At 68.2% G+C, this 23183-nt stretch carries 23 protein-coding genes; 13 read left to right on the forward strand and 10 right to left on the reverse strand.

Going from position 1 to position 23183, the window contains the following annotated elements; genetic code table 11:
• Together A9X03_RS08075 and A9X03_RS08080 are read left to right on the forward strand one after the other, a co-directional pair.
• Positions 1 to 557, forward strand: a 557-nt coding sequence (locus tag A9X03_RS08075) for a molybdopterin-binding protein (protein WP_156669966.1), incomplete at its 5' end; no start/stop codon positions are given.
• 91 nt (positions 558 to 648) lie between these two features.
• The gene (locus tag A9X03_RS08080) at positions 649 to 918 is read left to right on the forward strand and encodes a hypothetical protein (protein WP_067750289.1); all 270 of its coding nucleotides are present in this window, start codon (positions 649 to 651) and stop codon (positions 916 to 918) included.
• Positions 919 to 921: 3 nt separating this feature from the next.
• On the opposite strand, the gene A9X03_RS08085 is transcribed toward A9X03_RS08080, so the two are convergent.
• Together A9X03_RS08085 and A9X03_RS08090 are read right to left on the reverse strand one after the other, a co-directional pair.
• Positions 922 to 1350 (reverse strand): SRPBCC family protein, encoded by a 429-nt coding sequence (locus A9X03_RS08085; protein WP_082950363.1) that lies wholly within the window; start codon positions 1348 to 1350, stop codon positions 922 to 924.
• Positions 1351 to 1472: 122 nt separating this feature from the next.
• Positions 1473 to 2030 carry a hypothetical protein gene (locus tag A9X03_RS08090; protein WP_067750285.1) on the reverse strand — a complete coding sequence of 186 codons (558 nt, stop codon included), beginning with the start codon at positions 2028 to 2030 and terminating at the stop codon, positions 1473 to 1475.
• A 196-nt stretch (positions 2031 to 2226) separates the two neighbouring features.
• Here A9X03_RS08090 and A9X03_RS08095 point away from each other — a divergent pair, with 196 nt between their 5' ends.
• Positions 2227 to 3993, forward strand: coding sequence for a DUF4407 domain-containing protein (locus A9X03_RS08095; protein WP_067750338.1), 1767 nt, complete (start codon positions 2227 to 2229; stop codon positions 3991 to 3993).
• Between the two features lie 16 nt (positions 3994 to 4009).
• Here the strand turns inward: A9X03_RS08095 and A9X03_RS08100 are convergent, their stop codons facing one another.
• Both A9X03_RS08100 and A9X03_RS08105 read right to left on the reverse strand, forming a co-directional pair.
• Positions 4010 to 4819, reverse strand: coding sequence for a DAPG hydrolase family protein (locus tag A9X03_RS08100; RefSeq protein WP_067750273.1), 810 nt, complete (start codon positions 4817 to 4819; stop codon positions 4010 to 4012).
• Positions 4819 to 6159, reverse strand: a complete 1341-nt coding sequence (locus tag A9X03_RS08105) for an FAD-binding oxidoreductase (RefSeq protein WP_067750267.1) — start codon at positions 6157 to 6159, stop codon at positions 4819 to 4821. The genes A9X03_RS08100 and A9X03_RS08105 overlap by 1 nt, the downstream gene beginning before the upstream one ends.
• A gap of 67 nt (positions 6160 to 6226) precedes the next feature.
• Here A9X03_RS08105 and A9X03_RS08110 point away from each other — a divergent pair, with 67 nt between their 5' ends.
• Complete coding sequence (locus A9X03_RS08110; protein ID WP_067750265.1) at positions 6227 to 6973, forward strand: IclR family transcriptional regulator; 747 nt, start codon at positions 6227 to 6229, stop codon at positions 6971 to 6973.
• 214 nt (positions 6974 to 7187) lie between these two features.
• Here the strand turns inward: A9X03_RS08110 and A9X03_RS08115 are convergent, their stop codons facing one another.
• The 3 genes from A9X03_RS08115 to A9X03_RS08125 all read right to left on the reverse strand — a co-directional run bounded on the left by A9X03_RS08115 (position 7188) and on the right by A9X03_RS08125 (position 10430).
• Positions 7188 to 7475: an ANTAR domain-containing protein gene (locus A9X03_RS08115; RefSeq protein ID WP_067750263.1), complete on the reverse strand. Its 288-nt coding sequence runs from the start codon at positions 7473 to 7475 to the stop codon at positions 7188 to 7190.
• A 242-nt stretch (positions 7476 to 7717) separates the two neighbouring features.
• Positions 7718 to 9082, reverse strand: coding sequence for a wax ester/triacylglycerol synthase domain-containing protein (locus A9X03_RS08120; protein WP_067750261.1), 1365 nt, complete (start codon positions 9080 to 9082; stop codon positions 7718 to 7720).
• Positions 9083 to 9197: 115 nt separating this feature from the next.
• Positions 9198 to 10430: a CaiB/BaiF CoA-transferase family protein gene (locus A9X03_RS08125; protein WP_067778635.1), complete on the reverse strand. Its 1233-nt coding sequence runs from the start codon at positions 10428 to 10430 to the stop codon at positions 9198 to 9200.
• Between the two features lie 287 nt (positions 10431 to 10717).
• Between A9X03_RS08125 and A9X03_RS08130 the strand changes: the two genes are divergently transcribed.
• Genes A9X03_RS08130 through A9X03_RS08165 form a run of 8 tightly spaced genes read left to right on the forward strand, consistent with a single transcriptional unit; the run spans position 10718 to position 19332 of the window.
• On the forward strand, positions 10718 to 11581 hold the full coding sequence (locus A9X03_RS08130; RefSeq protein WP_067750259.1) for a mycofactocin-coupled SDR family oxidoreductase: 864 nt from the start codon (positions 10718 to 10720) through the stop codon (positions 11579 to 11581).
• A gap of 4 nt (positions 11582 to 11585) precedes the next feature.
• Complete coding sequence (locus tag A9X03_RS08135; RefSeq protein ID WP_067750333.1) at positions 11586 to 12569, forward strand: thiamine pyrophosphate-dependent dehydrogenase E1 component subunit alpha; 984 nt, start codon at positions 11586 to 11588, stop codon at positions 12567 to 12569.
• Positions 12566 to 13576, forward strand: coding sequence for an alpha-ketoacid dehydrogenase subunit beta (locus A9X03_RS08140; RefSeq protein WP_067750257.1), 1011 nt, complete (start codon positions 12566 to 12568; stop codon positions 13574 to 13576). Before A9X03_RS08135 ends, A9X03_RS08140 begins: the two co-directional genes overlap by 4 nt.
• Entirely contained in the window at positions 13569 to 13805 is a 237-nt protein-coding gene (locus A9X03_RS08145) for a lipoyl domain-containing protein (protein WP_067750255.1), read from the forward strand. Before A9X03_RS08140 ends, A9X03_RS08145 begins: the two co-directional genes overlap by 8 nt.
• Before the next feature lie 17 nt (positions 13806 to 13822).
• Positions 13823 to 14695, forward strand: a complete 873-nt coding sequence (locus A9X03_RS08150; RefSeq protein ID WP_067750253.1) for an enoyl-CoA hydratase-related protein — start codon at positions 13823 to 13825, stop codon at positions 14693 to 14695.
• Between the two features lie 8 nt (positions 14696 to 14703).
• The gene (locus tag A9X03_RS08155; RefSeq protein WP_068260499.1) at positions 14704 to 16236 is read left to right on the forward strand and encodes an acyl-CoA synthetase; all 1533 of its coding nucleotides are present in this window, start codon (positions 14704 to 14706) and stop codon (positions 16234 to 16236) included.
• 4 nt (positions 16237 to 16240) lie between these two features.
• Positions 16241 to 17632 carry an SRPBCC family protein gene (locus A9X03_RS08160; RefSeq protein ID WP_197696034.1) on the forward strand — a complete coding sequence of 464 codons (1392 nt, stop codon included), beginning with the start codon at positions 16241 to 16243 and terminating at the stop codon, positions 17630 to 17632.
• The gene (locus tag A9X03_RS08165) at positions 17629 to 19332 is read left to right on the forward strand and encodes an FAD-binding protein (RefSeq protein WP_068260502.1); all 1704 of its coding nucleotides are present in this window, start codon (positions 17629 to 17631) and stop codon (positions 19330 to 19332) included. Before A9X03_RS08160 ends, A9X03_RS08165 begins: the two co-directional genes overlap by 4 nt.
• Before the next feature lie 8 nt (positions 19333 to 19340).
• Here the strand turns inward: A9X03_RS08165 and A9X03_RS08170 are convergent, their stop codons facing one another.
• The 3 genes from A9X03_RS08170 to A9X03_RS08180 all read right to left on the reverse strand — a co-directional run bounded on the left by A9X03_RS08170 (position 19341) and on the right by A9X03_RS08180 (position 22514).
• A complete protein-coding gene (locus A9X03_RS08170) occupies positions 19341 to 20699 on the reverse strand; it encodes a hypothetical protein (RefSeq protein WP_067784675.1) in 1359 nt (452 codons plus the stop codon).
• A gap of 312 nt (positions 20700 to 21011) precedes the next feature.
• Complete coding sequence (locus A9X03_RS08175) at positions 21012 to 21854, reverse strand: enoyl-CoA hydratase-related protein (RefSeq protein WP_067750242.1); 843 nt, start codon at positions 21852 to 21854, stop codon at positions 21012 to 21014.
• A gap of 72 nt (positions 21855 to 21926) precedes the next feature.
• Complete coding sequence (locus A9X03_RS08180) at positions 21927 to 22514, reverse strand: bifunctional 2-polyprenyl-6-hydroxyphenol methylase/3-demethylubiquinol 3-O-methyltransferase UbiG (RefSeq protein WP_067784678.1); 588 nt, start codon at positions 22512 to 22514, stop codon at positions 21927 to 21929.
• 102 nt (positions 22515 to 22616) lie between these two features.
• On the opposite strand from A9X03_RS08180, the gene A9X03_RS08185 reads away from it, so the two are divergent.
• Positions 22617 to 23180, forward strand: coding sequence for a TetR/AcrR family transcriptional regulator (locus A9X03_RS08185; protein WP_156669965.1), 564 nt, complete (start codon positions 22617 to 22619; stop codon positions 23178 to 23180).
• The last annotated feature ends 3 nt before the right edge of the window (positions 23181 to 23183 follow it).

A 23183-nucleotide genomic window follows, 5' to 3' on the forward strand; every position in this document is an offset into this window, starting at 1 on the left:
CGCATCATTGGCGCAACGGGCGCCTGCCGGAGACCGTCGAGTACAAAGAGCTGGAGGCAAACGACTTCAAGGACTGGCGGCTGAAGGTCTACGGTCTCGTCGAGCACCCGATGGAGTTCTCGCTCGAGGACCTGATGGCACTGCCCTACCACGAGCAGATCAGCCAGCACTTCTGCATCCAGGCCTGGTCGGGCGTCGCCAAATGGGGTGGCGTGCAGGTGAAGACGATCATGGACATCGTCAAGCCGCTGCCGGAAGCCAACTGGGCGGTGTTCTATTCGATGGGCCTGGGCGCGACGGGCGGCATCTACTACAACGCCCATCACATCGGCCAGATGGACCACCACATGACCATGCTGGCCTACAAGATGAACGACCAACCTCTCCCCTACATGCACGGCAGGCCGCTGCGGCTGCGCAACGAATTGCAGCACGGCTTCAAGCTCGTGAAGTGGATCAAGGGGATCGAGTTCGTCGCCGACTACCGCGACATCGGCAGCGGTTACGGCGGCTACAGCGAGGACCACAAGTACTTCGGACGGCATCAGACGCTGTAGTCGGCGTCGACGCGTCGGTCGTTTGTCCCGACGGCATTCCGGGTAGCACAACTAAGCGGCCCAAAGGAATTGACCAGAGGAGACGCCCCCCATGACGCACAGCCCCGCTCACGCTCGGACCAGCCGCCGGGACTCGGCACGCCAGGCTGAACGCACGCCCGGGCTCGTCGTCATCGTGGCCGCCGCCCTGGCATTCGTGGTGTGCGTGGCGACCTTCGCCCTCGGCCACGCCGGCGCGGGCGTCGCCGCGGCGATCGTCGCCCTGCTCGCGTTCGGTGCCGGGCTGGACTGGCTTGGCATGGACCGCAGGCGGATTCGCCAGGCGGAACGGGATTGGCCGATCGGCCACGCGGCGCGGTAGCCCCTATTGCAGAGCGGCCAGGTTCTTCACGGACTTCTCTACATCCGATCGAAGCACCCGGGCCACCAACCCGCCGATCGGCCCGCCGAGCAATCCGCCCCGCAGATCCGCCGTGAGATGAAAGTCGGTTCCGGGATCCTTGCTCGTGACCGTCATGGCCACCCCGAGCCGAATCCCACCGCGACCGCGACCTTGCAGCTCAATCGCTTTCGGCTCGTCGTAGCGGGTCACCGTCCAGTGGATGACGTTGCGAAAGCCCTTGACCTTCACGCACGACGAGACGCAGGTGCCCTCCTCGATCTTGTCGGGAACGGGTCCGCGCCACCCGGCGAAAATCGTCATCCACTCGTCGAACCGACTCAGGTCGGACGCCAGCTTCCAGGCGGCCTCCGGATCCACCTCCGACGACACCGAGACATCTACACGTGCCAAGTTCCCCCGCTCCTCCCCGACGATGATCGCGGTCGGCGCCGGCACGGCAGCACAGGCGACCCGGCGCGCAACCCGCACTGAGTACCCGCGGACGACCGGGGCTATGCGTCGCGCCGGGGGCCCTAGGGCCAGGCCTCCTGCAGTTGTTGCGCCACGTCGATGATCTGCGCGGCCTGCGACTGCGGCGAGTCGATCTCCTCGGCGACATACTGGGCGACGAACCGGCGGATTTCGCCGTCGACGCCGGCGAGGATGCGCAGCACCTCGCCGCGGAAGGACTTCGACGACACGTTGACGGTGATGTCGGAAGGCCGGGGCTTCGCGACGTCGACGATCAGCAACAGCGGCTCGGCGGCCCGCGCCGTGGCCCGCAATGCGATGTCTCCGGAGACGACGAACCGCTGCTTGTCGAGCCGGAGGTCGAGCAGCAGGTCGATCGACAACGGGATGTGGATGCTGAACGTGATGCTGTCACCCAGGCGGCGGGTGACCTTGGGCTCGTGGATCTTGACGTTGGCGCTGACCTTGGCGATTCCGCCGGGGCCCTGCGCGATGGGCTCCATGGCGAACTCGTTGCCGGCGATGTCGGCGAACGCGGCGGCGACACGCTCGGGAGTGACAGCGACCTCGAAGAATCTGCGACCAAACTCTTCGTAGGTGACAAAATCGTGAGTCTCCATAGGCTCATACCGTCTCACGCCGGCCGCCGGAACCGTCGCTGATCTGCACGCGTCGCGCAAATCCGCGACCACCACGGCTCGCCCGCCGGGATGGCCGGCGAGCCGTCGGATTGTGAGGCACGCCACACCCGGGGGGCTTCGATTCGATCCGACGGGCGGTCGCCTGGGAGGCTTGTTGGCTTGGGAGGTGTTTTCGATGTGCGCCCAGGAAGTTACCGAGAAGCGGTCGGCGTGGTGGCCCGCCGGCCTGCTCACGTGGCTCGGCGGCGGGCAATGGCGCGAACCCGCTGATCGCGGCGAGCGCTCCACGCACGCCGCCGAGACCGGCGCCGGCGCGGTGGTGTTGTTCGGGGCGGTGCTGGCCGTGCTCGTCGCGACCCTGGCGGTCGGCGAGACCGGCCGCTGGTCACTCGCCTCCGTACTGCCGCTGACGGTGGTCTTCGGGTTGCTGGTCGGCGCGGTTGCCCGCGCCACCACGTCCGGGTCCCAGCGCGGCCGGGTCGGCACGGCGGGGCGCGCGTCGGTCGCGACCGCGCTCGGGGTCATCGTCGGCGAACTGGCCGCACTCGTCCTGCTTTCCGGCTCGATCGACCATCGCCTCGACGAACGTGCCCTGCGCAATGCCGGCTCGGCGCCGGCCGTCGCGCAGGCGTCGGCGTCCCTGCAACAAACCAGGGATGCGCGGGCCGCGCTCGACGGCGCCGTCGACGGCGCTCATCAGCAGCAGGATCGGGCCCTGGTCATCGCCCGCTGCGAATACCATCCCACTCCCGCCTGCCCACAAACCCGCATCACGGGTGTCCCCGGTGTCGGGCCCGAAACACGAACGGCGAACGAGCTTCTCGCGGACGCACAGCATGAACTGGACGATGCGCTCGCGGTCCGGGATCGACAGGCCCCGGAGCTGGACGCCAGGATCTCCCGCGAGCAGCAAGCACTCGACGAGGCGCGTCGCGGCGCGGTCGCGGGCGCCGATCGCGGCCTGGGCGCTCGCTGGGTCGCGATGAACGACCTCACCCGCACCGACGCCGGGGCGCTGACCTTGCGGCTGCTGACCATCGCGTTCTGCGTGCTGCTCTACGTGTTGCCCCTGATCCTGAGGCGGTGGCGCGGCGAGACCGCGCTCGACCGGCGCGCGGCGGCACGCGCGGATCGTGAACGCGCGGAACTCGAGGCCGACACCGCGATCGCGATCAAGCGGGCAGAGGTCCGCCGCGAGGCCGAAATCCTGTGGGCCGAGCATCAACTCACTCAGGCCCGGCTCGCCATCGAGGCGCAGACCGAGATCGACCGGGAGCAGCAGCGCCGGCGAATCGCGGACGCCATCGATCCCCCGGTGCGGGCGTCGTCGCAACGGCCCATCGAACCGGCCGACGAAGACATCTATCTGCCGATCGCCGCGGAAGCCGAGGCCGCCAGCCGGGCGATTGTCGGCCTTCCCGCGCCGGCGCAGATCGCCGACGTGGAGAATCTGCCGGCGCCCGTCCAGCGCGACGTGGTGGCGCACGAAGAACGCGGCACGTCGCTCATCCCGTCGATTCCCGACGCCACCAAGGCCGCCGCGCGATGGATTCGCCCGTTGGTGCCCCCGTTTGTGGGGCGGGTGATCGACACCACGACCGCACCGCTGCGCACCGCGCGCCAGGTCTTCGAAGAGGTCGAGGAGTTCACCTTCTCGATGCGACGCACCCACAAAGTCACGGTCGACTCCGAAAGCTCCGAGCCTGGCGAACGTGCCGAGCGGCCTTCGGAGACGAGCGAATCCCCCTTCCCTACAAGAGCTTTCGTCGACTCGGCCCGAGACCGAACCGGCCCGTCCCCGCACTCACGGCTGGGCGGTCCGGACCGGCACGCGCGGTCGCTCGGGAAGGCGCGGCGAAGCGACGATCGGGAGCTCGCCAGGCGGGACGGGCCGGCCGAGTTGGGCGCCCCCGAAGGCCCGCGTCAGCTCCCGCCCGCTTAGCGCGGCGTCCGCGCGCCTACTCGTCGCCGAAGGCCGCGTGGAGCTCCGGCAGGAAGGCCGCCAGATGATTCATCTCCTGGGCGCAGTGCACCAGCAGGTTGCGCGCGCTGGTCTCGGCGTTGCCGAGCACCCGCGAGGCGATGGGGCGCACGGCCCGCGACGCGACGCCGGGGACGTTGCGCACCGCGATGTGCCGTCCGCCCATCCAGAACCGTGACCGCATCTCCGCGCCGCCGGGGGTCGACCGGACGTGGTGGATGAACCAGCCGACGTCCACCGGGGCCTCGCTGGATCCGAGCCGGGCACAGATCGCCACCGCGCGATCGTCGTCGGGCGGGCAGCCCATGCTTGCCGGCTCGACGAATTGGATTGCGCCGTTGAGGATTGTCGAGCCGATGTATTCGCTGATCAGCGACCAGCGGCCGATGTAACGCCGGGCGCCCCGGCGGCCCGTGTCGTCGCCGTCCTTCCAGGCGGCGGCCAGGTGCGCCCGGGGATGCCAGAGCTTGTACCGGCGGGTGTCACAGCCGTGCCAGCCGAACCACCACGACCACATCGCCGGGGTGACCCCCGGCATGTCGGTGCGCACCGACACCTGGTAGCCGCCGTCGTCGAGGGCCCCGTACCCGTTCTCGGTCTGCTGGTACCCGTCGTCGGCCACCCGCGCGGCGTCGTCGAACGACGGCAGCGCCATGGCGCCTTGCGGCCCGTGTTCGAGCGCCTCCACGACGTGGCGTGGCAGCGGGGCCATTTCGGGCGTGAAGAACTTGCCGAAAGGGGTGTTCGCGTCGTCGCCGCGGTAGCCCAGATAGAGGTCGGTGGCCATCAGAGTCGTCCCATCCAGCTGTTGAACAAGCCGTCGGGGTCGTACTCGGCGCGCACGCGGTCGAGCTTGGCCATGGCGGCGTCACTGGCGAACCGCGCGGGCCGCTGGCCGAGGTTCTCGTCGGCGAGCTGAATGCCGATCGCGAACTCTGACATCGCGGCCATGTTGGACCGCGCCCAGTCCGCGTACTTGGCCTCGTCGGCCGGGTCCTTCCACGAACCGTAGAGCGCGAGGTAGATGTCGCCCTCGATGCTGTAGGCCATGTCCTGGCGGGGCGGGCAGGGGCCCCAGTTCAGCCAGAGGAAGTGCGCGGGATGCGGCGGCATCGTGTCCAGGATCGTCCGGATGCCCGGCAGCAGGTCCTCGGCCGGTGCCGACGTCCACATGTTGTCGACGGCGTAGTGGTGGTCGGACAGGTAGTGGCTCATCGCGACGTCATACCAGCTCGGCAAATCGGTTGGCATATAAGGAATCTTGACGAGCGCCCGATCGGCGACCGGGCAGCTGCCGAACAGCGCCAGGGCCTTTTCCGCCTCCTCGTCGGAGTCCGCGAAGGCGGGCGACGCCAGCGAGATGACCGGGGTGTCGATGCCCATGTTCGGTTCACCGCGTGAGGCCACGGCCTGCAGCTCGACGCGGGGGTCCACTTCGGCACTGACCGCGCGGGTCCATGTGAAGACCTCGTCGGCCAGCTCAAACGGGTAGACGTAGACGCTGGTGCCGCAGGCGCCCGGTCGCGGATAGAGCTTGAGGTAGAACGAGGTGACCACGCCGAAGAAGCCGGGGCCGGCGCCGCGGGCGGCCCAGTAGAGGTCGGCGTTGTTGCTGGCGTCGCAGTGAATCTGTTCGCCTTCGGCGGTCACGACGTCGAGGCCGATGACGCTCTCGCAGGCCGGGCCGTAGACGCGGCTGTTCCAGCCGTAGCCGCCCTGCAGCAGGTAGCCGCCCAGACAGACGCCCTTGCAGTGGCCACCGGGAAAGAACAGCCCCTGCGCCTCGAGGTCGGCCATCAGCAGGCTGCCGCCCTTGCCCGGACCCACTTGGGCGAGGCGCTTCTCGGCGTCGATGACGGCGTGGTCGAGCCGGCTGACGTCGAGCAGCACGGAACCATCGCGCAGGTGGCTGGCCGCGAAGCTGTGTCCGCCCGAAACGATGCTGACCTTGAGCCCGTGGGTCGTGGCGTACCGGATGCCGGCGACGATGTCGTCGGCGTCGATGGCCTGCACGATCACCTCGGGGTGGCGCTCGGGCACCCGCTGGTGCCACACGGTGCCCCGGCGGGCCGCCTCGTAGCCGTCATCACCCCGAAAGTAGTGCCGTCCGGCCGGCAGCCCGCTCATCGACCATCCCCTTTGATTCGGAGTTCGGATCTTTGTGATCCGGGATGCGGAACACTATAGTGGAGGAATGCCGTCCACGGGGGAAAATTCGCCAACTGGTCGCGACGAAGGCATCCAGGTGCTACGCCGCGCGGCCGCCGCGCTGGACGAGATCGCCGCCGAGCCGGGGCGGCTGCGTCTGGTCGACCTCGGCGAGCGGCTCGGGCTGGCCAAGTCGACGGCGCGGCGGCTGCTGGTCGGTCTGGTCGAGGTGGGCTTGGCCAGCGTCGACGGGCAGGGCCGCATTGCCCTCGGCGACCGCCTGTTGGGATTCGGCAATTCCGACGGGGCGCACATCACGGCGGTCTTCCGCCCCACGATCGAGCGGGTGGCGCGCGCGACCGACGGCGAGACGGTCGACCTGTCGGTGCTGCGGGGGCAGCGGATGTGGTTCGTCGATCAGTTGGAATCGTCGCATCGCCTGCGCGCGGTCTCCGCGGTCGGCGTCCGGTTCCCCCTCGAGTCGACGGCGAACGGCAAGGCCGCCCTCGCGGCGCTGGACGACGCCGACGCCGAGTCGGTCATGTCCCGATTGGGTGCCGAGGCCGCCGACCGGCTCCGCGGAGAGGTCGCCGAAATCCGGCGCACCGGAATCGCTTTCGATCGCGACGAGCACACCCCGGGGATCTCGGCAGCCGCCATCGCGCGGCGCACCGTGGGTGACAACGTGGTTGCCATCTCCGTGCCTGCGCCCACCGAGCGGTTCGGCGAGAAAGAACAGCGCATCGTCGACGCATTGCGCGCCGCGGCCGAATCACCGGCCTGGGCACGCTGACGTCAGCGGACCAGGTTGATCCCATAGTCGATTTCGGGCGCGGGCCGATTGGCCGCGCGATTTCGCCGAGACCGCCGCACCCCCCGCCCGCGTGCCGGCCACTGCAACCGAAGCCCAAAAGCGCCACCCTCCGCGCGCGCCTTTGCGTCGTTGTGGTTGGGGACGGCCGGGTTACCCCTCGAAAGCTCGGCCGTCCCTGCGTCTCGATCCCCGCTCAACAGGTCACTGCGGCGGAGGAGAACAAACGTCCCCATTCGTGCCGAGCCGCGGATTGCGCGTCGGTGAAGCTCGGTGTCTTCTCGCCATCGCCGGCCAAATGCACCAGGGCCCACGCCATCGCGAATACCGGCACTTTGTGCCGCAAGGCCGCGCTGTGCAATTCGTCCAGGGCGGCTTCGGACGGGCACCGGCGCAAGCCGATGAGTATGCCCCGCGCGGTGTCGAGGATGCGACCGGAATTCGGGCCACACGAAGTCTGGGCAGGGACCCAGTTCGCCGTCATATTGTGGATACCTCCTGCGGCGCCGTCACGAATCCGCCACTGAATAGCGGACGAGGAATTCCTGCGCTACGCATCGTCGCGGCCGCAAACCTCAAAGGCGCCCTGTGCCATGATTTGTCGATTGATCGCGTTGTGCCAGAGCGCCGCCGGGATTGATATCGGGCCGTGACCGTTTCGGGATCGGCTGCTAACCAACGACTCCGGAGGAATTCCGGATTGTGTTGCAATCCGGCTACCGCGAATTAGGTTGCCAACGCGAGTAATTCGTCGAAGCCGCCGACGATGGCGTCGTGGAAGACGTCGTAGTCCGGAATTGCGGTGGTGTCGACGTTCAGGCCGAGCCCGCACGTGTCGACATACGTGAGAAGGGTGACGTTGACTGCGGAGCCGATGGTGGGGCCGAACGCGTATTGCGCTCGCACCGGGGCACCGCCGAGGAAGACCGGTACGGGTACGCCGGGCACATCGCTCGCCACGAAGTCCACGTGGCGCAGGACCGAGCCGATGTACCACCGGGGCGCCAGATTGAGCATCCCGGCGATCAATTGCGTGTATGGCAGGGATCTTTCGTTGCGCACCGCCGCGGTGCGCTGCCGGATCGCTTGGATGCGCTTCGCCGGGTCGGCCTCGCCGACGGGCACGTCGAAGCGCATCAGTGTGATCCGGTTCCCGCCCATGCCATCGTCTTTGGTCCGGAGGCTGATCGGCATCGTGATGTGCAAGTCGCCGACCGCGACACCGTGCTTCTCGTGGTAGAGCCGCAGCCCACCCGCCACCCCCGCGACGAATGCGTCGTTCAACGCCCCACCGCAACGATGCGCGGCCTCCCGGAGCGGCCGCATCGCCACCTGATGCACCCCGAGCCGCCGGATCAGGCCCCGTTCCGTAGCCAACGGCGACCCGGGGCTGTTTATCGGCCGGACGGTTCGGTAGACCGAAGCGGCGGTGTTCGCCGCGGACCGGATGGTGTCGACGGGCCGCCGAATGCCGTCGTACATCAACCGCGGGACCCGGGTCGCCGCGCCCGTCAGGGCGGTGCCCAGCAGGCCGGAGTCGTAGCGCGCGGCGTCGCGATATCCACCCAGCAGCCCCGACTCCGCCGCCTCCGGCTCGGGCGGCAGGGGTTCAACGCGCGACAGGTCCTCGGAGAGGTCGAAGAGGTGCATCGCGATCTGCACCCCCCCGACCCCGTCGGTGAGCGCGTGGTGAAACTTGCAGATCAGGGCCGCGCCCCCGTTGGCCAGGCCGTCGATGAACGTCGTTTCCCACAGCGCGCGAGCCCGGTCGAAGTCCTGCATCTCGGCCACGCGCGCCATCTCGAGCACGTCGTCGAGCGTCCCTGGTCCCGGAATGCTCGCTCGGCGCAGGTGATAGTCCAGGTCGAAATCCCGGTAGTGCTCCCAGCGCGGCGGGGCCGGCGGGGGCGACTGCACCACGCGCTGCCTGAACATGGGCAGTTTGCGGCTGATCAAGTCGAATCGTCTCCGCACCTCGTCCCAGTCCGGCGACCGGTCCAGAAGTACGACGCTGACCACGGTCGATCGCAGCCGTGGGTCGCTTTCCATTGCCCAGGTGAACGCGTCGCTCGCGCGCATGAATGCAGTCATGTCCGTGCTCCTTTGCACAGAACGTACGACTGCGGGCGTCTCAGGTCACCGGGTTATCGGCAGGCGATGACTTTGGTCCCCACAGTTAGCGCCTTTCGTCGACTAGCGGCGAGGCTCACAGGATCGCCCCGAGGTCCTTGGCCCTGGCGATGTCGTCCCAGTCGACGTCGAGCTCGAGCAGGATCTCCTCGGTGTGCTGGCCGTGTTCGGGCGCGCGCGCCGGCGCCGGCGGCGTTTCGTCGAACTGCACGGGCGCCGCCACGATCCGGTACTTCTCCCCGTGGTCGTCGACGTTGGTCACCACGTATCCGTTCGGTTCGACCTGCGGATCGTTGAGGGTCTCCCGCGGCGTCGCCAGGGCGCCCCACACACCGGGCTCGTCCTCGAGCGCCTTCTGCCAGTGCGCGAGGTCGTGTCGGGCGAAGACGTTGGTCAGGATCTCGGTGGCCGCGGCGGCGTTGGCTATCAGGTTGCTCGACGGGACGAATCGCTCGTCGGTCGCCAGCTCCGCCAGGCCCATGCGTTCGCAGAATCCCAACCAGAACTTGTCCGGTTGCAAGAAGACCAACTGGATCCACCTGCCGTCGCGGGTCTTGTACCGGTTGACGAGCGGGTTGATGGCCAAGCCGGGCGGTGCGCCCGGGATCCCGTCGATGTCGAAGAAATCGGCCGCCGAGATGGACGGCGCTATCGCCCACATCGCCTGCGCCAGCAGCGACGAGTCGACGATCGTCGGCTCACCGGTGCGCTCGCGATGAAACAGCGCGGCGCAGACACCGCCGGCGAGCGTCGCGCCACCCTGGAGGTCGCCGAACCCCGGACCCTGCACGGCGGGCGTGTCGGTGCCGAAGGGCGTGAGCGTGTAGGCGACGCCGCCCCGCGCGAGGTAGGTGGCCGCGTCGAAGCCTCCGCGATCGCGATCCGGGCCCCGCACCCCCAGCCCGGTGCCGCGCGCGATGATGATCCTCGGGTTGAACGACCGGATGTCGTCGACGGTCAGCCGGGCCCGCTCGAGTGCGCCGGGCAACCAATTGGTAAGGAACACATCGGCACTCGCCAACAGGCGGCCGAACAGCTCCCGGCCCGTCTCGGATTTGATGTCGACGGCGATGCTGCGCTTGCCGCGGTTCCCCAACTCGAGGATGAAGTCGGCGTCCGGGCGAGCCGCCTGCCGGGTGAACCCACCGACGACCAGCGCGCGTCCCGGATCGCCGGAGGCGACGCCTTCGACTTTGATCACGTCGGCACCCCAGTCCGACAGGGCCGCACCGGCCGACGGCACATAGGTCCACGACGCCAACTCGACGACCCGCACCCCTTGGAGCACACCCCCGCGCACGCCAGACATCGCCAACTCCCTCGGTCGAACCGCCATTCCTTGCTATTTTAGATATTCTAGCTAGTCTAGGGCGTAGCGGTAGACCCGCTGCAGGTCAGCGCAGTTTTTCGTGGAAGAGATGCGATGGATCCGACCGTCGGCCCGATTCCGACGCCACCCCGCGGTGAACGCGCGCCGTCTCCCAGAGCAGCCACGCGGGTGCCCGATCCGGTTCCGCTCGGCCGCTCGCGGCACCGCTCAAAAATGTTGCGCACCAACGTGGTTCGCGGCAGAGCCACACGGACGAAGGACGGGCGATGGGCAGGGTAGCGGGCAAGGTGGCCGTGATCAGTGGCGCCGCGCGCGGTCAAGGCCGTTCGCATGCGCGGATGCTGGCCGCCGAGGGCGCGGACATCATCGCGGTGGACCTGTGCGCCGACATCGAGACCAACGAATATCCCCTGGCCCGGCGCGAAGACCTGGACGAGACCGCCCGGTTGGTCGAGAAGGAGGGGCAGCGCGCGTTCACCGCGGTTGCCGACGTCCGCGACCGCGCCGCCCTGTCCGCGGCGATCGACGAGGGTGTCGCCGAGTTCGGCCATCTCGACGTCGTCGTCGCCAACGCGGGCATCTGCCCCCTGACCGCGGGCCTGCCGCCGCAGGCCTTCGCCGACGCCGTGGACGTGGACCTGGTCGGCGTGCTGAATCTGGTGCACGCGAGCCTCAAGCACCTGCAAGCCGGCGCCTCGATCATCGTGATCGGGTCCAACGCCGCGTTCATGTCGTCGATGAACACCACGGGCATCGACGGTGGCCCCGGCGGGGCCGGCTATGCCTTCGCGAAATTGGCTGCGGCGCATTATGTCAACGACTTCGCCTTGGCGCTCGCCCGGTTCTCCATCCGGATGAATGCGGTGCACCCCACCAACGTGAACACCGACATGCTGCACAGCCCGCCGATGTATCGCGCCTTCCGGCCGGACCTGAAGGATCCCGCCCGCGAGGACGCCGAACCGGTTTTCCCGCTCGTGCAGGCGATGCCGATCCCCTACGTCGAGCCCGAGGACATCAGCGAGGCGGTGTTGTTCCTCGCCTCCGACGCGGCGCGGTACATCACCGGGCAGCAACTCCGCGTCGACGGGGGCGGCTTCCTGAAGGTCAAGCCGTGGTCCGGTGCGTGACCGCATGAGCGACGGGGCCGCCGGTGTCGAGCGCCGCCTGTACGAGCTGATGGTGCTGATGAAGGCCGCCGACGATCGGCTGTCCAAAGGCATTGGCACCGGCGAGTTCATGTGCGTGTATTGGCCCTCACGCGGCCAGGAGGCCATCGCCGCCGCGATGGGTGTCGCATTGCGCCCCGACGACCAACTGGTGACCACCTACCGCGGTCTGCACGACCTCATCGGCAAGGGCGTCCCACTGGAAGAGATCTACGGCGAGATGATGGGCCGCGTCGTCGGCGCGGGCCGCGGCAAGGGTGGCACCATGCACATCGCCAAACCCGATAAGGGCGTAATGCTTTCGACCGGCATCGTCGGGGCCGGCCCCCCGGTGGCGGTGGGGCTGGCGATGGCCGCCAAACGCAAGGGCTCCGATCGCGTCACGGTGGTCAGCTTCGGCGACGGCGCCACCAACACCGGGTCCTTCCACGAGGCGGCGAACATGGCCGCGCTGTGGGACCTACCGGTGGTCTTCGTCTGCCAGAACAACCTGTACGCCGAAATGACGCCGACCGTCGACACCATGAAGCTCGCACACGTCGCCGACCGGGCGGCGGGCTACGGCATGCCCGGGGTGCGCGTCGACGGCAACGACCCGCTGGCAGTCAAAGCCGCGCTCGACGACGCACTGCAGCGTGCCCGCTCCGGCGAAGGCCCCACCTTCATCGAGTGCGTGACGTTCCGGTTCCGCGGCCATTACTTCGGCGACCGGATGCCCTACATCCCCAAGGAGCAGTTGGCCGCCGCGATCCAAGCCGACCCGGTCCCCCGGTTCCGCAACCACCTCGTCGAGGCCGGCGTCTGCAATTCCGAGGAGCTCGACCGCATCGACGATGAGGCAACGGCGACAGTGGAAGCGGCGCTGCACACCGTGATGGGCGCCGACGGCCCGTCGATCGACGAGCTGGACTCCGACGTGTACGCGACCCCGATCGGGTATCCGGTATGAGCGCGCAAGAACAAGAGCTGACCATGCGCGAGGCGCTGAACCTCGCGCTGGATCAGGCCCTGGCGGCCGACGACAGGGTCTTCCTGCTCGGTGAGGACATCGCCGATCCCGGCGCGTCCGGTCCGACCGCGGGGCTGTCGACGAAGTACGGCCACGAGCGGGTGCTGGACACCCCGATCTCGGAGGCGGCGATCGTCGGCGCGGCGATCGGCGCCGCCATCGACGGCCTGCTGCCGGTGGCCGAGATCATGATCATGGATTTCATCGGCATCGCCGCCGATCAGCTGATCAACAACGCGGCGAAGTTGCGCTTCATGACCGCCGGACGCACGACGGCGCCGCTCACCATCCGCACCCAGGTGTACGCCGGGCTGGCCACCGGCGCGACGCACTCGCAAAGCCTGGAGGCATGGTTCATGCACATCCCCGGCATGAAGGTGATCGTGCCCTCCACTCCGCGGGACGGGAAGGGCCTCCTGACGGCGGCGATCTTCGACCCGGATCCCTGCCTGTTCGTCGAGACGATCCGGCTCCAGGGCAAGAAGGGCCCCGTCCCGGTCGAGCCCGGGTTTTCAATCCCGTTGGGCCAGGCCGACATCAAGCGGCCGGGCACCGACGTGAGCCTGATCGGCTACGGACGCTGCGTGCACGACGCGCTGGCCGCCGCGGCGATGCTGCACGATCAGGGCGTCAGCGCCGAGGTCGTCGACCTGCGCACCCTGGTGCCACTCGACGTCGAGACCATCATCGACTCGGCTCGCCGCACCCGCCGGGCCGTCATCGTCCACGACGCCGTCCAGTTCGCCGGTCCCGGAGCGGAAATCGCCGCGATCCTGCACTCGGAGTTGTTCTCCGAACTCGCCGCGCCCGTCGAACGGGTGGCCGCCCGGTTCGTCCCCAACCCGGCCGCGGCGGCGCTCGAGGCGCAGGTGTACCCGTCGCCCGAGCGGATCGTCGCTGCCGCGCAGCGGACCCTCGAAAAGACGGGCGCGGGGGCGCATGGCTGACTTCATCATTCGCATTCCGCGGGTCTCGGTGGCCGTTTCGGAAGCCGAGCTGACCGGCCTGCTCGTCGACGCCGGCCAGCACGTGGAGGCGGGCACACCGATCTACGTGATCGCCACGGAAAAGGTGGAACAGGAAATCGAAGCGGGAGCGTCGGGCACCGTGCGGTGGACGGGGCAGGTCGGGAACACCTACGACATCGGCGCCGAAATCGGCGTCATCACTTCTTGAACGAAAGGTGAGCACGTATGGATCTCAACGAGACTCGCGAGAGAATCATCTACCAAAAAGAGGGACCCATCGCCCGGGTCACGCTGAACTGGCCGGAGAAGGCGAACGCCCAGGATCAGAAGCTTGCCGAAGAGGTCGACGCGGCGCTGCTGGACGCCGACCGCGACTACGACATCAAGGTGCTCGTGCTCAAGGCCAACGGCAAGGGCTTCTGCTCGGGCCACGCCATCGGCAACAACGCGGTTGACTACCCGTCGTTCGTGGAGAACGCCATGGTGACCGGCCACCCGTGGAAGGCGCAGTCGGACCTGTTCGTCAAGCCGACCCTGAACCTGTGGGAGTTCTCCAAGCCCACGATCGCGCAGGTGCACGGCTACTGCGTCGGCGGCGGAACCCATATGGGTCTGACCACCGACATCGTCATCGCCGCTGAGGACGCCTACTTCTCCTACCCGCCGCTGCAGGGATTCGGCATGCCCTCGGGTGAATGTTCCATCGAGCCTTGGGTGTTCATGAACTGGCGCCGTGCGGCGTACTATCTGTTCACCGCCGAGGTCATCGACGCCAGAAAGGCGCTGGAGGTCGGCCTGGTCAACGAGGTCGTCCCGCGTGATCAGCTTGACGACCGTGTCGAGGCCATCGCCCGGCACATCGCCCAGGCACCGTTGACGACGCTGATGCTCACCAAGGCCAACCTCAAGCGGGCCTGGGAGCTGATGGGCATGCGGGTGCACTGGCAGAGCTCCAACGATCTCGTCGCGCTTGCCTCGATCAGCAAGGATGTGCAGCAACTGATTCAGACGGTGTTCAAGGACAAGGTGCTGCCGTCCGAGCACGCCCGGCGGCAGGCCGCGGCGGCCGCCCAGGCTGACGGCGCCGCAGCCACTTAGGGCCGCCGGTGAATCTCGCCGATCACGCGATCGCGGCCGCTTCGTCGCCGGCCCTGATCGCCGACGGCCGGGCGATCCCGTTCGGCGAACTCTATGCCCGCAGCCAGCGCGTCGCCGCCGCGCTGCATGACGCCGGGCTGCGCCCGGGCGACGGTGTGGCCCTGGTCCTGGCGAACCGGCCCGAATTCCTCGAAATCACCTGGGCCTGCCAGCTTTCCGGTCTCTACTACACCGCGGTCAATACCCACTTCACCCCGGAGGAGGTCGCCTACGTCCTGGACGACTCCGACGCCAAGGCCGTGTTCGTCGACGCCACCATGCCCGATCTGGCCGAGCACGTCCGCGCGGCCAACGCGGCCGTCACCGTCCATCTCGTGGTGGGGGGCGAGCTGCCCGGGTGGGACGGGTACGAGGACGCGCTGGCGGTGGCCGGCGCCGCGCCGGCCGTGGCGGACGGGTCGGAGATGCTGTACTCGTCCGGCACGACGGGGCGGCCCAAGGCCGTCCGCCGCCCCCTCCCGACCGACGGCAACGGCTCGTGGGCGCAGGCGGTCCTGGAGTTGGCGCTCACCCACAAGTACGGGATGAGCCGGTCGAGCGTGTACCTCTCCCCCGCACCGCTCTACCATGCCGCCGGGGTGAACTACACCATGGCGGTCCACCGCGTCGGCGCGGCTGCCGTCCTGATGCGCAGGTTCGACGCCGAGGCCGTCCTGGCCCTGATCGAGACGCACCGCGTCACGCACGCCCAGTTCGTGCCCACCATGTTCGTGCGGATGCTCAAGCTGCCCAGGGCGGTTCGGGAGCGCTACGACGTCTCGAGCCTGCAATGTGTCATCCACGCGGCCGCGCCCTGCCCGGTCGACGTCAAGCACCACATGATGAAGTGGTTCGGACCGATTATCCACGAATACTACGGCGGCACAGAAGGATTCGCCGGGACCACGATCGGTCCGGAGGAGTGGCTGGCCCATCCCGGCTCGGTGGGCAGGCCCATGTCGCCGGTGCACGTCGTCGGCGACGACGGCGTCGAGCTGCCCGCCGGGCAGGCCGGGGAGCTGTTCTTCGAGGGCGGACCGGATTTCGAGTATTTCAAGGACCCGGCGAAAACCGCGTCGGTGTCCAACGACCGCGGCTGGCGCACCCTGGGCGACATGGGCTTCCTCGACGAGGACGGCTATCTCTACCTCACCGACCGGTCCACGTTCATGATCGTCTCGGGCGGGGTGAACATCTATCCGCAGGAGATCGAGAACCTGCTGATCATGCACCCCAAGCTCGTCGACGCGGCCGTCTTCGGCGTCCCCAACGACGAGTTCGGCGAGGAGGTCAAGGCCGTCGTGCAGCCGGTCGACGGCGTCGCTCCGGGCCCCGACCTCGAAGCCGAGCTGATCGAATACTGCCGAGCGCACGCCGCCGGCTACAAATGCCCGCGCACCGTCGAATTCGTTCCCCAATTGCCCCGGGACCCGAACGGCAAGCTGTACAAGAGACGCCTCCGCGAGCGTTACTGGCAGGGGCGGGCATCGCGGATCGTATGAGGGGATGAAAATGGTCACCACCCAGAGCACCGATAACAGCCAACTGAACTGGACCCCGCTTCCGGTGCCGTGGGCGGTCCAGGCCGTCGATCGCATTCCCAAGCAGCGCTACTACGACCCGGAGTTCTACGCGCTCGAAAGCGAAATGCTCTGGCCACGCGTGTGGCAGATGGCCTGCCGTCTGGAGGAGATTCCCAAGGCCGGCGACTACGTCGAGTACGAGATCCTCGACGAGTCGATCATCGTGGTCCGCCTGGACGCGGAAAACGTTCGCGCTTACCACAACGCCTGTCGCCACCGCGGGGTGAAGCTGGTGGAGGGCAACGGAAACCGGCGCACCTTCGTGTGCCCGTTCCACGGCTGGTGTTGGGGCATCGACGGCCGCAACACCTTTGTGCTCAGGCCCGAGGAGTTCGACGAGCACAACCTGGACCCGGAGGATCTTCGCCTGGTTTCGGTCCGCTGCGAGGTCTGGGGTGGATGCGCGTGGATCAACCTCGACGACGGCGCACCGCCGTTCCGTGACTGCTTCGAGCCGTTCGCATCGATCTACGACGCGTGGAAGGTCGAGTCGCTGCGGGTCGAGTGGTGGCAGTCGTGCCGGCTGCCGGTGAACTGGAAGCTGGCGACGGCCGCCTTCATGGAGGGTTATCACGTCCCGCAGACCCACCCGCAACTGCTGCCGTCCAGCATGCCGAAGCGGCCCGGCACCGCCGAACCACCCGGATTGGCCCAGACCAACCTCTATTTCATGCGGACGTTGGGCGAAGGCATGGCCGGCATGACGCACGAGAACGATGTCCGCATCGCCGAGGGCTTGCAGGACCTCGAACTGCCGGCCGACCCAGCCGAGGCGATGGCCGTGTGGCGCCGCACGCTCAACGACGCGATCGTGCACTGGCATCGAGCCCGCGGCTGCGACATCCCCGACCTCAACGAACTCGAGCGGCGCGGCATCACCGAAGCGATCAATTTCGGCTTCCCCCACTACTTCCTGCTGCCCCAGTACAGCAGCGCCTCGTCGTACCGGATCCGGCCGCTCGGCCCGGAGGAAACGCTGTTCGAGATCTGGTCACTCACCCGCATCCCGCCGGAGCAGAGCACGCCAAAACCGACGCCGCCGGTGCCCATGGCACCCGACGACCCGCGCTGGCCTCCGATACCGGCCCAGGATTTCTCGAATCTGCCCCGACAGCAAAAAGGCTTGCACTCCAAGGGGTTTGAGTACATGCGACTGTCCAGCAGGATCGAGGGCCTGATCTCCAACTTCGAACGGGTGATAGACGGCTTCCTCGCCGGCCTGCCGTACGACGCCCTGGTGCCCGCCATCCAGAAGACCAACACCACCATCGACGTTCCCGTCGCCGACCTCGGTTTCAGCGGGGGGGCACGATGACCGGCCGGTGGGACCGCACGGTCGATCTGCTCATCGCGGGCAGCGGCGGGGGCGGCATGGTCGCGGCGCTGGCGGCGCTGGACTCCGGCATCGAACCGCTGGTGATCGAAAAGCAACCCCTGGTCGGCGGTTCCACCGGCCTCTCCGGCGGCATGGTGTGGCTGCCCAACAACCCGCTGATGCGCGCCGACGGCATCGCGGACTCACACGAGGACGGGCTGGCCTACTTCGACGACGTCGTCGGTGACATCGGCCCCGCCTCATCGCCGGCGCGACGCGAGATGTTCCTCACCGCGGGGTACGAGATGATCAACTTCCTGACCCGCAAGGGCGTTCGGTTCGTGCGATGCCCGGGCTGGAGCGATTACTACCCGAACCACAAGGGCGGCAACGAAGCCGGCCGCGCCATCGAGTGCGTCCCTTACGATGCGGCCGCGCTGGGAAGCTGGAGCGACAAGGTCCAGCCCTCGATGGCCAAGAGTTACGGCGGGTTCGTCCTCAAGACGAACGAGCTGCGTTCGGTGCAGTACTTCAATCGGTCGCCGCGCGCCTTCGCGGTGGCCATGCGGGTGTTCGCGCGCACCAGGGCGGCCAGGCTCCGCCGCCGCGAAATGCTGACCAACGGAGCATCCCTGATCGGGCAGATGCTCAAAGCTTTGATCGACCTGCGCGGTGAGCCGCCGATCTGGACCGGCGCCGCCATCGAGGACCTGATCGTCGAGGACGGCCGCGTGGTCGGCGCGCGCGTGGCCCGCAACGGCTCCGTTCTCAACGTCGAGGCCCGCAAGGGCGTGCTACTCGCCGCGGGCGGCTTCAGCCGCAACGCGGACATGCGCCGCCGCTACAGCGGGGACCAGCCCAACGAGGGGCACTGGTCGATCGCCAACGCCGGCGACACCGGCGAGGTGTTGCAGTCCGCGATCGGCCTGGGCGCCAAGACCGACCTGATGGACGAGGCATGGTGGCTGCCATCGGTTTTCATCGCCGACGGCGGTGACGCCGCACGGGCGCTGGGCAGCGGCCGGCAGCGGCCGGGCGCCATCTACGTCGACGGAACGGGCCGACGGTTCTGCAACGAGTCCAACTCGTACGTCGAAGTCGGCAAAGCGATGTACGCGAACAAGGCCGTGCCGTGCTGGATGGTTTTCGACGAGGGCTACATCACCCGATACGTGTCGGGTGCCAACCCGTTCAAGAGGCGCCGCCTCCCCGAGGAGCTGGTCACGCGGGGCGCGGTCGTGCGGGGCGAGACCGTCGGCGACCTCGCTCGCCAGATGGGCGTGCCCTCCGACGCGCTTGAGCAGACGATCAAGCGCTTCAACGGGTTTGCGGTCAAGGGCCTCGACCCGGACTTCGGGCGCGGCCAGTCGGCGTACAACGACTGCCTGGGCGATCCCGGGTACCGCCCCAACGCCGCGCTCGGCCCGCTCGAGCGGGCCCCCTTCTATGCCACCAAGGTCGTTCCCGCCGATGTCGGGACGTGCGGCGGGGTGATCACCAACGAGCACGCGCAGGTGCTCGACGAGGACGACTGCGTGATCGACGGGCTGTACGCGACGGGCAACCTCACGGCGACGGTCATGGGCCGGAACTACCTGGGCGCCGGCGGAAGCATCGCCTACACCATGGTTTTCGGTTATGTCGCCGCCCGCCATGCCGCGGGCCGCAGGGTCGCCGGCGAGAGAAGCCGCGCCCGCTAGGACGTCACCTAGAGCACCACGCCTGACGGCGTTCCCCCGGGGGTGGTGGCCCCGGGCTGCCCCGCGGCCGGTGGCTCGGTGGGGGCGTTGCCCGACGCCTGGTCCCCGGCCGCCGCGCCTTCGGCGACCGTCGTCGCCTCGTCCTTTTTCTCTTGGTCCTCTTTGTCCTTGTCCTCGTCGTCCTTTTTCGCTTCGTCGGCGGGCGGCGGCTCCGGGGTGGTGTCCGACGCGAGCTGCGCGGGCGTCGACGCGCCGCCCATGCCCTGGGTGAGCCCCTGGATGCCCTGCATGGCGCCCTGCATGCCCTGCGCAGCACCCTGCAGCGCCGGCGCCATGTTCCCCGCCAGCTGGCCGAGCTGCGCGGGCGTCGGGGTCGGCGTCGGCGACGGCGCCGTCCCCTGATCGGGCTTGGGCTCGGGCTTGGGATCCGGCTTCGGCGTTTCCCCGGGCGCCTTGATGACGTGGGCCTTGGGCGGAGCGTCCGGGTTCAACGGCTTCAGGGGAATGTTCGCGTACTGGACGTAGTACTTCAATGCCGATTCCGAGGTCGCCTGAAGTTTTTCGTACCAGTCAATGGCCGAAGCGATGTATTCCTGGTAGCCGTTTTCCACGTAATACCGATACCAGTAATCGCATTGCGACACTTCGTAGGTCGTGGGATGCGCGCCGCCCAGGGCGTGTTGATTCATGTATCCGGTGGTGGCGGTGACTTTCTTGTGCACGTCGACGACCCGGTCGGCCTGCTGTCCGAGGTCGGCGCACAGTTTCGCCATCTTGTAAATCCACTCTTTTTGTTGCTGGAAATTCCGTTCGACCTGCTCCGTCGCCTCACCCTCCCAGCGGCTGAACAGCCGGAACCGATAGGTCTGTTCCTGAAATGACTGCTGAAACGCTTTCCACTCCTGCGCAAACGCCCGGAACGACGTGCCCTGGTCCCCCGTCTCGATGTCCTCGGCTGCCTGCCGGACTTCGTAGTAGGGGTATTCGAACGGCGGCGGCGCCGCCATCGGCTCGGGCGCCGTCCAGGGCTCCTCGTCCGCGGCCAGCGTCGGCGCCGCCACCCCCGCAGCGGAAGCGTCGTTGTTCAGGATGTTGCCGATGTCCTCCGCGGCCCCGGTGTCGACCTCTTCGTAGGCCTTGGCCGCGTTCCTCAGGGATTTCGCCAGACTCCTCCATTCCCGTTCGCAGCCCTTGAGGTACAGGCGCAACGTGTCAGCGGTGAGCGCGAGTCGGGTCGCGGTATCGCTGATGAACGAAAGATTGCACGGCCCTTGTGGATTGGAGGACGGAACGGTCGGCAGCGGTTGCTCAAGTTCGGCGGCTCGCGTCAGGAGTTCCTCGTACTCCACATTCAACGTCTGCGTCATGTCGGGTCATTCTCCTTGTGCTGAAGCGAACTTCGCCGGTAAGTCACGCCGGGGAGAGCGCCGTGCCGACATCCTGGACGGGCGGGCACTTTCTCACGGTCTGGCCCGACGGCACGGGCACGCGCCGGGGCATGGGCGGTCCGATACGCTGCAGCCACCAAGCACCCCTCTCGTTGTGCCGGCCATGCGGGTGGTGCAGTGGCGCGCCAGCCGCTACCAGGTGCAATCCTAATTCACCGACCGGGGCTGTCATGCGCCAATTTTCACGGCTCTCACCGGGTCTTCACCGGCTCGCGTTGAGCGGTGATCGGGCTACGGGTTCTGCGGGTCGTCCTGGCCGACGAACTCGCGCGGCTTCATGCCCGACTGCTTCAGCTCGGCCCGCCGGGCCTGCACATCGGTGGCGGCGCCCACCATGTTCGTCAGGATGTGACTGACCTGCAGGTGGACCCGCATCCCCATCAATTCCCACGCACGCTTAACGTTGTTCTTCACCGCCATCAACGTGGTCAACGGGATTTGGCCGATCTTGCGCGCCATCTCCTCGACGGTGTCCTCGAGTTCTTCGCGCGGCACCACCTTGTTGAGCAGGCCCCAGTCGAGGGCTTCCTGCGCGGACAGCGTCGGGGCCAGCAGCAGCCAATCCATGGTGCGATGCCAGTTCATCAGCAACCACGGCTCGATCATGGTGTGGCCGCCGGGCTCGCCGAGGCTCTGGGCGAGCGGCATCTGGAAGTACGCGTCCTCGGATGCGACGCAGAAGTCGGTCAGCAGGCCGAGGTAGATCCCCCCGCCCATGCAGTAGCCGTGAATCGCGGAGATGGTCGGCTTGGGGAATTCCCACAGATACAGCGTCGGCCACAGGAACAGGTCGGCGGTGCCCTTGTACAGGTCCTCGAAGGTCTCACCGAAATCCGGATACGGATTTTCGTCGGGGCCCCAGCGGGCCACGTGTCCCCCGCAAAACCCTTTTCCGTTCGCCTTGAGGATGACGACCTTGATCTCCTTGTCACGGTCGGCTTCGTGCAGGCACTCGTCGACTTCGGTGACCAGAACCGCGTCCTTGGTGTTGGCCTTGTCGACCCGGTTCAGGATGATCCGCGCAATCGGCGGCTCGCGCTCGTAGATCACCGCTTCCAGGACGCGCCGCTCCATGCGCGTGACATTACCTTCAGACCGCCGGGCCGGAAGCCGATTCGTCCTGCTCGATCGCCAATGCGCTGCGCGCTATGTCCGCGGCGGCGAAAAAGCTTGCCTCCCAGCGGCGTCGGCCGCGCGCGCGAGCAGCCAGGCGCAACCCGCACCCTCACCGGACGCGACCCGCTCGAGGTCGGCGAACGCCGCGGGTAGCTCACCGGCGACCGCGCGAAACGGCCCCGGGGAGCCGCCGACTTCGCTCAGCACGGCCATCGCCAACAACCCGCCCGGCGCCAGGCGCTCGACGATCGCGCGATCGAGGCGACGGTCCCGGAATCGGTGGCAGAGGATGACATCCAGGGGCGGCCCGGCCGGCAGTCCGTCGTCGAGGTCGACGACCTCGAACCGGCACCGGTCGCTGACCCCGGCGCGGTGAGCCAAGTCCCGGGCATGGGCGACGGCCACCGGCGAGACGTCCACTCCCTGCACCGCAAGCCCGCGCGTCGCGAGCCACACCGCCGCCAGCCCCGCCCCGCACGCGAGATCGAGGGCACTGCCCGCGGCGGGAAGCAGCTCCGCGTGGGGGGCCAGGAATTCGGGCGGTCCCACGGCCTCCACCGGAGGCGGTGCCTTCGTGGCGTACCGCTCGTCCCAGCGCCGCCGGTCCGCCTCGGCCATGGGCGCCACTCTAGATCCTTTTGGACGGCCGCCCGCGGTTCCGGGCCGGCGGCCGACAGGTTGCCCTGCCGCGCCCGGGCGAAGCCTTCCTACACTGGACGGGTGTCTAAAGATGCGGCGCGCCGGTCCGACCGCAGGCCGGGCCAGACGATCCGCAAGGTCCTCGACGCCGGGCTGGAGGAGCTGCGCGAATCGTCGTACGCGAATCTGACGATGCGTTCGGTGGCGACCCGCGCCGGGGTGTCGCCGGCCAGCGCCTACACCTACTTTCCGTCGAAAAGCGCGCTGGTGGCGGCGGTGTACCTGCGGTTCCTGCGCGAGCTCCCGCTGCATACCGACGTCAACGAGACGACCAAGGCGCGGGTCAGCGCGACGCTGCGCGACATGGCCGTGGTGGTCGCCGACGAGCCCGAGCTGACCGCCGCGTGCGGCGCCGCGCTGATGGCCGACGACCCGGCGGTGCAACCGATCCGGGAGCAGATCGGGCAGGAGGTGTCCGCGCGGATCGGGGCCGCCCTGGGTCCCGGCTGGCCGCGTGCGGTCAAATCCACACTGCAGATCACCTTCTCCGGCGCCCTGATGACCGCCCGGTTCGTCAGCTTCGACGAGATCGAGGGACAACTCGAAGAGGCCGTCAACCTCATCCTTGGCGCCTCCGTCGCCTAACCG

It is taken from the genome of Mycobacterium sp. E1715 (assembly GCF_001667625.1).
Lineage (GTDB): Bacteria > Actinomycetota > Actinomycetes > Mycobacteriales > Mycobacteriaceae > Mycobacterium.

Bases quoted from the DNA above. Each gene is read 5' to 3' on its own strand.
- A9X03_RS08105 (WP_067750267.1), bottom strand. From the start codon at position 6,159: ATGAGCGGGCTGCCGGCCGGACGGCACTACTTTCGGGGTGATGACGGC.
- A9X03_RS08110 (WP_067750265.1), top strand. From the start codon at position 6,227: ATGCCGTCCACGGGGGAAAATTCGCCAACTGGTCGCGACGAAGGCATC.
- A9X03_RS08165 (WP_068260502.1), top strand. From the start codon at position 17,629: ATGACCGGCCGGTGGGACCGCACGGTCGATCTGCTCATCGCGGGCAGC.
- A9X03_RS08180 (WP_067784678.1), bottom strand. From the start codon at position 22,514: ATGGCCGAGGCGGACCGGCGGCGCTGGGACGAGCGGTACGCCACGAAG.
- A9X03_RS08150 (WP_067750253.1), top strand. From the start codon at position 13,823: ATGGATCTCAACGAGACTCGCGAGAGAATCATCTACCAAAAAGAGGGA.
- A9X03_RS08130 (WP_067750259.1), top strand. From the start codon at position 10,718: ATGGGCAGGGTAGCGGGCAAGGTGGCCGTGATCAGTGGCGCCGCGCGC.
- A9X03_RS08100 (WP_067750273.1), bottom strand. From the start codon at position 4,819: ATGGCCACCGACCTCTATCTGGGCTACCGCGGCGACGACGCGAACACC.
- A9X03_RS08115 (WP_067750263.1), bottom strand. From the start codon at position 7,475: ATGACGGCGAACTGGGTCCCTGCCCAGACTTCGTGTGGCCCGAATTCC.
- A9X03_RS08140 (WP_067750257.1), top strand. From the start codon at position 12,566: ATGAGCGCGCAAGAACAAGAGCTGACCATGCGCGAGGCGCTGAACCTC.
- A9X03_RS08160 (WP_197696034.1), top strand. From the start codon at position 16,241: ATGAAAATGGTCACCACCCAGAGCACCGATAACAGCCAACTGAACTGG.
- A9X03_RS08145 (WP_067750255.1), top strand. From the start codon at position 13,569: ATGGCTGACTTCATCATTCGCATTCCGCGGGTCTCGGTGGCCGTTTCG.
- A9X03_RS08095 (WP_067750338.1), top strand. From the start codon at position 2,227: ATGTGCGCCCAGGAAGTTACCGAGAAGCGGTCGGCGTGGTGGCCCGCC.
- A9X03_RS08170 (WP_067784675.1), bottom strand. From the start codon at position 20,699: ATGACGCAGACGTTGAATGTGGAGTACGAGGAACTCCTGACGCGAGCC.
- A9X03_RS08090 (WP_067750285.1), bottom strand. From the start codon at position 2,030: ATGGAGACTCACGATTTTGTCACCTACGAAGAGTTTGGTCGCAGATTC.
- A9X03_RS08080 (WP_067750289.1), top strand. From the start codon at position 649: ATGACGCACAGCCCCGCTCACGCTCGGACCAGCCGCCGGGACTCGGCA.
- A9X03_RS08135 (WP_067750333.1), top strand. From the start codon at position 11,586: ATGAGCGACGGGGCCGCCGGTGTCGAGCGCCGCCTGTACGAGCTGATG.
- A9X03_RS08125 (WP_067778635.1), bottom strand. From the start codon at position 10,430: ATGTCTGGCGTGCGCGGGGGTGTGCTCCAAGGGGTGCGGGTCGTCGAG.
- A9X03_RS08175 (WP_067750242.1), bottom strand. From the start codon at position 21,854: ATGGAGCGGCGCGTCCTGGAAGCGGTGATCTACGAGCGCGAGCCGCCG.
- A9X03_RS08120 (WP_067750261.1), bottom strand. From the start codon at position 9,082: ATGACTGCATTCATGCGCGCGAGCGACGCGTTCACCTGGGCAATGGAA.